An 8,671-nucleotide genomic window follows, 5' to 3' on the forward strand; every position below is an offset into this window, starting at 1 on the left:
GAGCGCGTAGTGGACTTTCACCACCTAGTTATCGCCCATGCCGGGCACACTAAAAACGAAACTCGCGTCAGCCTTTCCAAATTCAAGGAAGGACTAACGCGAGTTTTTTTATACCGTCAAGCAGTCAGAAAACCAAAGCCTTAGAAGCTCCAGCGCATACCTGCGTTCCATTGCCACGGAGTCTTGATATCGTCGCCAACCGTCTTGACTACGTCGGCATAAATATAGCTGTCGGCGCTGGTTTTGTAATTAAAACCTAACCCAGCTTCATACAACGTATTGCCTATATCCTGACTATAGCTGTTGTGCAAATCACCTAACCGCAGATACGTATCGGCGTCGCCCGCAAATTCATGCAGCAAAGAGGCTTTAGCATAAACGCTGCCCTTATTCGTAATTTTCTTGCCCAGCTCGAAGCCAATGCGCCCTACCATGCTGTACAAAGTATCCTGGCTTACGCGAATATTATTGCTGGTAGTATAGTCCTCGCCGCCGATACGCATAAAGGTCAGCTGTGCCTGCGGCGTTACATACCAGCCGTCGGACATATCCACCTTAACACCATATTCTCCGCTTAAAGACGTACCCCAAGCGCCATAATCACCGCGAGTATCGCCTGCCTCAGTATGGATTTCAAATTCATTGTTCAAGCGACCCTGCTTCAAAACGATATCTGCATAATGTCCGCGCTCGCCTAACCAAGTGCCGTACAGGGATAAGCTGGTGCTGCGGTTATCGCCCTTGCCGTTGGCGTAGGCCGTCTTGCCGTCGTTGTGGCTGATGGCCGCGCCGTAATGCCAGTCGCCATACGCTTTGTCATAACCCATCTGGAAGTAATTGTACTGGTTCTTATACGCGCCGCTGTATTCAAATTCACCGCGGCTCATACGCACCCACACGCCCTGATCGCCCTCGCTGTTGCGCAGCTCGCCTAAACGCTGGCTGAGCGTGCTGTCCTCCTGCCGCCAAGCGATTATCGCCGTGCTGGCAATATCACGCATAGCGTCCATGGTGGTGGTAGAAGTCCCTTGCTGAATATCCTTAATCTCAAGCGTATTGCCATTTTTATCATTGCTTGTGATACCGGTCATACTCGGAGTAAGCAAACCTTCTTTAACAACTGCTGTAAATTCAGCAACGCCACCAATTTTTAAACTGTTATGTACTAACTTCGCAAATTTTTCTTTAGTACCAACATTATCTGCCGTAATACCATTATAATTTGCAGTTACTTTAGCGCTGCTGTCACTATTTTCCACGTCAAATGTTCCTACAGCGAGCGTATCACCGCTAGCGTCAACAGCAAAGTTTACCGTACCGCCAGCGCCTTTCAATGCATCCACTGCAACAATCTGTATATTTTCGGACTTATTAAGTAAATTGATAATACCTCCATCCAATGTTAAGATATTTACTCTACTAGCCGAATCAGTTGTCCACTGCGCCGAATTGCTAATTCCAAGTTTCATAGAGTTAATCTCGTCATATCCATCCGGCATAGGATATCCAGTCGGAACAATATTGCCATTCAAATAAGATTCTTCATTAGCCAAATTAATGGTAACATCTGCGTCTACTTTAGTAGTGTTAGAGTAGTTAAAATCTATATTGCCATTAAGCTTTATAGTTTTATCAGAATCATTAGCGGCGTTAATTTTCGTCACTGCATTACCGCGCGTAGATAAAACAGTATCTGCATTTACCTCTAAATTGCCATTAATTTCTACAACACCCTGTGAAAATGCCGTTATACCAATCCCATGAAAATCGCCATCAGTCTCGTCAATTTTAACATCAGAAGAAGCATTGATAATAGTATTGTCAGCATTGATTATCAATGTAGAAGTTGCTTTCCCATTTAAATCAGTAGTATTATTGCCCACATAAAGACCATACGCATAATAATCATTTGAGTGACTAGCAACTGTAAAATTATCTCCAGTGATTATTACTTTAGAACCTTGTTTATTGGACGTTCCATTAACATAAACACCCACAGCTATACCATAGCCATCAACATCAATAGATATATCGCTTGTATTGTTACCTCCAAGATATGTGATGGCACGATATGAGTCCCCTTTTTTGCTAGCGGCATAAGAATATACTCCTGAAATTATTGTCTTGGTTTTATTGTATTTTTGAGACGGTACAATAGAATTTTTCCCACTAATGCTTATTTTTTCACCCACAAACTCTATAGTTACATCAGCCTTAGCATTACTATTTACATAAGTCTGCAAGCCTGTGCAATGCTTATTCTCCCATTTATTATCAAAGCTTAGTTTTAAATCATTACTGTACTTACTACTTGTACTTTTACTTTGTGTAGCAGTCGCCGCCCACGCGTTGCTAAACGGCATTGCAAGCAGCAAGCCTAAGGTTATTGCTCTCGCTAAAATTTCTTTGCGTTTCATAAACACCAATCCCTTCGTCTGTAAAAGTTTTGCTCGTTGTAAAATTTATGTGTGCGGCGTGCTGCCGCATCCTCTTCACCATAAGTATAGCACGCTTGTCCCCCCCGTAAAGACGTAAGTAGTTGTAAATTTCTCTTTTCTTTATTCGCCAGCACCCTTAATGACCACCACTACAGCATCTCAATATCCGCATCACTCATTCCCAACCCTAACTAACAAAAAAAGCCTTAAAGCAGCTTGCTTTCGCAAGCATACTCTAAAGCTTTTCATCGTTCATTTTCAGTTTTATTTTTATCGCAGCAGCAAACCGCGCTGCCTAAAATTCTTAGCGCATGGGCAGCGCCCAGTGCAAATTTACTTATCTAAAATCGGCAGTGTTGCCGAAGCGTGCCCCATAATCGTAATAGTATAATCCTTTTTCCCCTGCTTGGCAAGCTGCTCCTGAGCCTTCTCCCAGGCCTCTGCCAGGGTATGGCAGGGAATATGCCCGGTTTTGCGGACAAAATCAAAATTTTCCGGCCGCGTTACCAAATAAGCCGTCACATCGTTGACAATGCTGCGGGCCTTGAAAGCGACGAAGGCAGGAATGGTAAAATTAGCGCGAATATCCTTTTCAAACTGCTCCATATCGGTGCGGCTGAAGCAGTCGGTAAAGATGGCGGGCTCCTTGATATCCGGGCAGTCCAGCGTAAAAATCATAATACCGCCTTTTTTCACAGCGAACTGCGCGTTCATGTGGCATTTAGTGGCCTGATATAAATTCAAATCCTTAGGATAACCGCCGGCAGAAGCGATAACCACATCGGCCAGCTGCTTGATATGCACGCCGCCCATGGCCAGCAAATCCTTGCAGCCCTGCTCCCAAGCTTTTTGCCAATGTCCTGCCACTACCTCGCTGATATCTCCGTCAGGAGTAAAAACCGTATTCACTAAAAAGTCCGGCTCCAGCAGGGATACGGCCTCCATCATATCCTGATGAATAGGATTGCCCTCCAGCAGACTGGCGTCGCAGGCTTTATTGCAGCCCCCGCCCTCAATTTTGGACATGGTCATGCAGTGGTTCAGCATAATGCTTTCGTAAGCCGCCACACCCGGCATTACAGCCTTGCGCCCGCCGCCAAAACCGGCAAAGGGATGCAAGGTTACTGCGCCGGTTAAAATCACGCGGTCAGCGTTAACTACATATTTGCTGAGCGCCACCTCGTTGCCGAAGGAGGTTTTGCCCAAAGACACCATATCCTCCTTTTTGCGGCTGTCATGCTGCACGATTTTTAAGCGCTTAACCATTTCCTCGCCGCAGACTACTATGTCCTCTTCCGGCGTATGGCCGCGGTGCGTGCCCGTAGCTACGATAACCGTAATATCCTCGTCCTTAACGCCTACGCTGTTCAGCTCGTCCACTATGACCGGCAAAAATTCGGAAGTGCCGCACAAACGGGTAATGTCGCTGACAATAATAGTCACCGTTTCACCGGCGCGGACAATTTCGCGCAGCGGCTTAGAGCAAATAGGATTGCGGATAGCCTCCCGCGTAGCTGCAACAATATCCGGGCATACATGCGCGTCGTTGCCGTGTATATCATAAATAACATGCTCCTCCGGCAGCAGAACTTCCTCCTGACGCTTGCCGATAGGTAAAAAATAATTTTTCATTAACATCCCTCCAATATAAGCGGATAGTATTTATTATACATTATTTGAACGCGAAATAAAAGAAGAATATCCTCTAAAGACATTCTTCTTTACAATTATTTTAATATTTTTACTTACCAGCGTTTACTATTACGCCAATATTCGCTGCGCAGCAAAGCTAAAGCCGTGAACAGCTCCAGCCTGCCCAGCAGCATAGCTAGGGACAGCGCCGCCTTGCTGCACGCTGGCACCTGCGCATAAGTACCGGTAGCGCCTATACTGTCAAAGGCCGGGCCCACGCTCGCCATACAGGAAGCTACGCCAAAAATAGCTTCCGTTACGTCCATTCCGTCAAAGGTCAGCACGAGGGACAAAGAAGCCACTAATAGGATATATACGAAAAAGAAACGGCTGATATTGATAATGGTCTGCACCGGCAAGGGCTTTCTGCTGTAGTAAACATTGAGCAGCATTTGCGGATGCAGCGTGCGCCGCAGCTCAGCCGCCACCGTTTTCAACAACACAATCAAGCGGCAGATTTTAATGCCACCCGCAGTCGAGCCCGCGCAGCCGCCGGTGAAAAAAGTAAGCGCCAGCAACAGCTTGGCAAACGAAGGCCAGTTATCGTAATTATCGGCCACAAAGCCCGTGGTCGACGCAAACGAAGCCACATGAAAAAAAGCCGTTTTAAAACCGTCGGCCAGACTGTAGCCGTTGACGATAACAATATTGGCCGTAATCAGCACGGAGACGCTAAACACCAATACCACATATACCTTAAATTCCAAATCGTGCCACAAAGCCTGAAAACCATTCTGCGTTACCTGGTAATACACGGCAAAGTTACCGGCAGCTAAAATCATAAAAACGCCTAAAGCATATTCTATCATAGGGCTGCCAAAATGCGCCACGCTGTTATCGTAATTGGAAAAACCGCCTGTAGCAACAGCCGAGCAGGCATGATAAACGGCGTCGTATTCGCTCATGCCCATCCCTGCCAGAATGCCCGTTAAAATAATCGTCAGCAGCAGATAAATATAAAACAGCGCTATCGCCGTAGTGCGGATACGCGGCAGGATACGGCTGTTGGAAAAGCCCGTAACCTCGGCGTTAAACAAATACATAGCGCTGCCTGCAATCTGCGGCAGCAAAGCCACGAACAGCACGATAATGCCAATACCGCCAATCCAGTGCGTCAAAACGCGCCAAAAAAGCAGGCTGCGCGGCAGGTCCTCCAAATTGGAAATAGCCGTCGCGCCGGTAGTGGTCAATCCGGACATACTTTCAAAATACGCCGACACCGGGTCAAGCACGCCTGCAAAGCAAAAAGGCAAAGCTCCCAGCCCTGCAGCCAGCACCCACGAAAAAAATACCGTGCCTATACCCTCGCGCACCGATATATCATTATGGGAAACATTGCGACCGTAACGGTCAAACAGCTTGTATAAAACGATGGCTATGCAAAAGGACAACGCAAAATAAAGATAGCAATCCTCGCCGTAATACAAAGCCATCAGCAGAGGTATGAGCTGCACCGCGCCGATGCCGAACGATATTTTTCCCAAAAGATATAAAATTACCTTCGTATTCATACCTCAACTCCCAAGCTTTTACCAATTCTGTTTATCGCGCCAAAAATCAGGACGCAGGATAGCCAGTAAAGTAAAAATTTCCAAACGGCCAAGCAGCATTGCCACAATGCTGATAAAGCGCGCCCAATCCGGCAGACTGCTGTAGGTCGACGTGGGCCCTACTACGCCAAAGGCCGGGCCTACGCTGCTCATGCAGGCGGCAATCAAGCCGATGGATTCCATCGCAGAAATTCCGGACAAGGAAATCAATAATGTCAAAACGATAAAGACCAATATATACAAGAAAAAAAAGCGCGTAATATTGCCCACAACAATGGGGTCAATATCCTTATCGCCCATTTTTACGGAATAAACGATACGCGGATGCAGAGTGCGCAAAAGCTCGGCCCATCCGGCCTTCAATAAAATTATCAAACGCGATATTTTAATGCCGCCCGCAGTTGAGCCGCTGCAGCCGCCGATAAACATCAGCATCAGCAGTATGCTGCGGCTGAAGCTGGGCCAGGTATCAAAGTCCGACGAGGCAAAGCCCGTAGTGCTGCCGATGGAAATAGCCTGAAAAATGCTGTGACGCACGCATTCGCCCAAGGGCAGATAGTCAGTCAGATATAAATCGCCGCAGATAAGAAAAGCCGCGACAGCCAAAATGCACAAATAATAGCGGTGTTCCGTGTCGTTGCGCAGGGACAGCCAATCGCCGCGCCAGATTTTATAGTAAAGCGAAAAGTTCATGCTGGCTATCAGCATAAAAAAAATCGCTATAACCTCTACAAAAATATTGTCGAACGCAATCAGGCTGTCGTGGTAATAAGAAAAGCCGCCCGTAGCCATAGTCGCCAAAGCCAGATTGATAGCCTGAAACAAAGGCACGCCAGCTAAAAGCAGCAGTATTATCTCCACCAGCGTCAGCGAAACATAGATACAGAGAATCAAAAGCGCCGATTCCTTAATTTTGGGCAGCGTGCGTTCGGCCATGCCTCCCGGCAGCTCAGCATTAAAAAGGTAGCTGGTGCCGCTGTTCATCTGCGGCATAATAATAATAAAAAGCATAATAACGCCGATACCGCCGGTCCAATGCGTAAGGCAGCGCCAAACCAAAATACTGGGCGGAAAAGCCTCAAAGGATTCGGCAGTGGTAACGCCCGTCGTCGTAAAGCCCGATACGCTTTCAAAAACGGCGGCTAAAGGGTCGCCGGGATTAAGGAATAAATATGGCAGCGAGCCCATCAGACACACCAAAAGCCAGCCGCAGCCGACCACGGCTATGGCTTCGCGCACCCGCAGACGCTGACGCATGCGCTGCGCGCCAAAAATATTAAATACCGAAGCCACCGTCACCGAAGCGATGAGGCTAAAGGCAAAAATCCATATATGCTCCTGGTCGGCCACAATGGCCGCAAACAGCGGCAACAGCAGCACTAAGGAAAAAGCTATCGTTAAATTTCCCAATAAACGGTTTACGAGCCGTGCATCCATAGCGTCTACCCTCGGCCTTCAAACATAGGCACTGTGTTCTTGGAAAATTCGCTCTTAATGAACAAAATAATGCGGTCGTTAGCCAGCAACACCGTATCGCCGTTAGGAATATAGGCTTCGTTATCGCGCACAATGGCGCACAGCAAACATTCCTTAGGCAGCCGCAAATCGCGCACGGCTACGCCGTCCACCTCGCTGTCCTTTCCTACGATAATTTCCAAAGCCTCCGCCTGTGCGCCCTCCAGCAGCGACACAGATACGATGCCGCCCTTACGGATGAAGCGCAGCACTTCACCGGCGCTGAGCAGACGGGAGGACAGTACGATATCCACGCCCACCTTTTCCATCAGCTCAATATATTCGTTGCGCGCTACGCGAACGATGGTCTTACGTGCGCCCAAATGCTTGGCCAGCTGCGCCAGCAACAAATTCAGCTTATCGTCTTCAGTCAGGCAGATTACTACGTCAGCTTCCGAAACGCCCTCCTCCATCAAAAGGTCGATATCCGTACCGTCGCCGCACAGCACCAAGCCTCGTTTAAGCCTTGAAGCCAGCATCTGGCAGCGTTCCTTATTTTTTTCGATAACCTTGACCTGAATCCCTTGGTTTTCCAGCATCGGCGCTAAAAAACGCCCTGTGCGGCCTGCGCCGATAATCAGCACTCGTTCCAGCTTCTCATAAGTATTGGAAAAGCTGTTTTCAAAATCGCGAATAGCGTCGTGCCTGCCTACAAAATAGACGTTGTCGCCGGGAATAACGTAATCGTTACCACGAGGAATAATCATCCTATGGCGGCGGAAAACCATAGCCATCAAAATATTCTTGGGTATGTTCAAATCCTTCAATGGAATATTTATCAGCGGCGAATCCTCTTTAACCTTGGCCTCAAACATGCGCACCTTGCCCTCGGCAAATTCATCCACGTTCAAAGCGGACGGCGTCATCAGAATATGGTCGATTTCCACGGCGGTAATGCGCTCCGGATTGATAACCAAATCGATTTTCATATCCTTATTGAGCATTTCCGGCGCATGCACCGCATATTCCACATTGCGGATACGGGCTACGGTGTGCTTAATACCATGGTTCTTAGCCATCAGGCAGGTTACCATATTAACTTCGTCGCTGTCAGTGCAGGCGATTAAAACGTCGGCGTCGCAAACATCGGGATCGGCAAAGGTCGTAGGGCTGCAGGAATTACCCTCGATAGCCAAAACGTCCAGCGAATTTTGCACTACTTCCTTACGCTTAGGGTCTACCTCTACTACTACTACGTCAAACTGATCTTCTGCCAACAGCTGTGCGATACTAAAACCCAGCTTACCTGCACCAGCTATAATAATACGCATTTTGCAAGCTCCTTTATACAGTCTTAATGTTCCGCTCTATTATAACACAAGACGCTGGATTAAGAAAGTGGCCCCAAATTTTAAGTATGAAAAGAATTGGCAAACAAAAAGCGGCAGCCAGGCCGCGTCCTTGTCGGCAGTTATCAGCGCATAGAAAAAGACTCAAGCGAATGCTTGAGTCTTTTTCTAACCGGCAGCTTTCTAT

The 8,671-nt window shown here is 47.6% G+C and carries 5 protein-coding genes; all 5 read right to left on the reverse strand.

The features are described from left to right. Positions 1–140: 140 nt before the first annotated feature. The 5 genes from QZ105_RS09555 to trkA all read right to left on the reverse strand — a co-directional run bounded on the left by QZ105_RS09555 (position 141) and on the right by trkA (position 8,466). Positions 141–2,417, reverse strand: coding sequence for an autotransporter outer membrane beta-barrel domain-containing protein (locus QZ105_RS09555; protein WP_293729692.1), 2,277 nt, complete (start codon positions 2,415–2,417; stop codon positions 141–143). A 354-nt stretch (positions 2,418–2,771) separates the two neighbouring features. After that, positions 2,772–4,070, reverse strand: a complete 1,299-nt coding sequence (gene larA, locus QZ105_RS09560) for a nickel-dependent lactate racemase (protein ID WP_293729693.1) — start codon at positions 4,068–4,070, stop codon at positions 2,772–2,774. A 113-nt stretch (positions 4,071–4,183) separates the two neighbouring features. Further along, a complete protein-coding gene (locus QZ105_RS09565; RefSeq protein ID WP_293729694.1) occupies positions 4,184–5,641 on the reverse strand; it encodes a TrkH family potassium uptake protein in 1,458 nt (485 codons plus the stop codon). Between the two features lie 18 nt (positions 5,642–5,659). Beyond that, complete coding sequence (locus QZ105_RS09570; RefSeq protein ID WP_293729695.1) at positions 5,660–7,117, reverse strand: TrkH family potassium uptake protein; 1,458 nt, start codon at positions 7,115–7,117, stop codon at positions 5,660–5,662. 5 nt (positions 7,118–7,122) lie between these two features. Continuing rightward, positions 7,123–8,466, reverse strand: a complete 1,344-nt coding sequence (gene trkA / locus QZ105_RS09575; RefSeq protein WP_293729696.1) for a Trk system potassium transporter TrkA — start codon at positions 8,464–8,466, stop codon at positions 7,123–7,125. Positions 8,467–8,671 lie beyond the last annotated feature (205 nt).

Origin of the sequence: uncultured Phascolarctobacterium sp. (assembly GCF_905212365.1) — a bacterium.
Lineage (GTDB): Bacteria > Bacillota > Negativicutes > Acidaminococcales > Acidaminococcaceae > Phascolarctobacterium_A.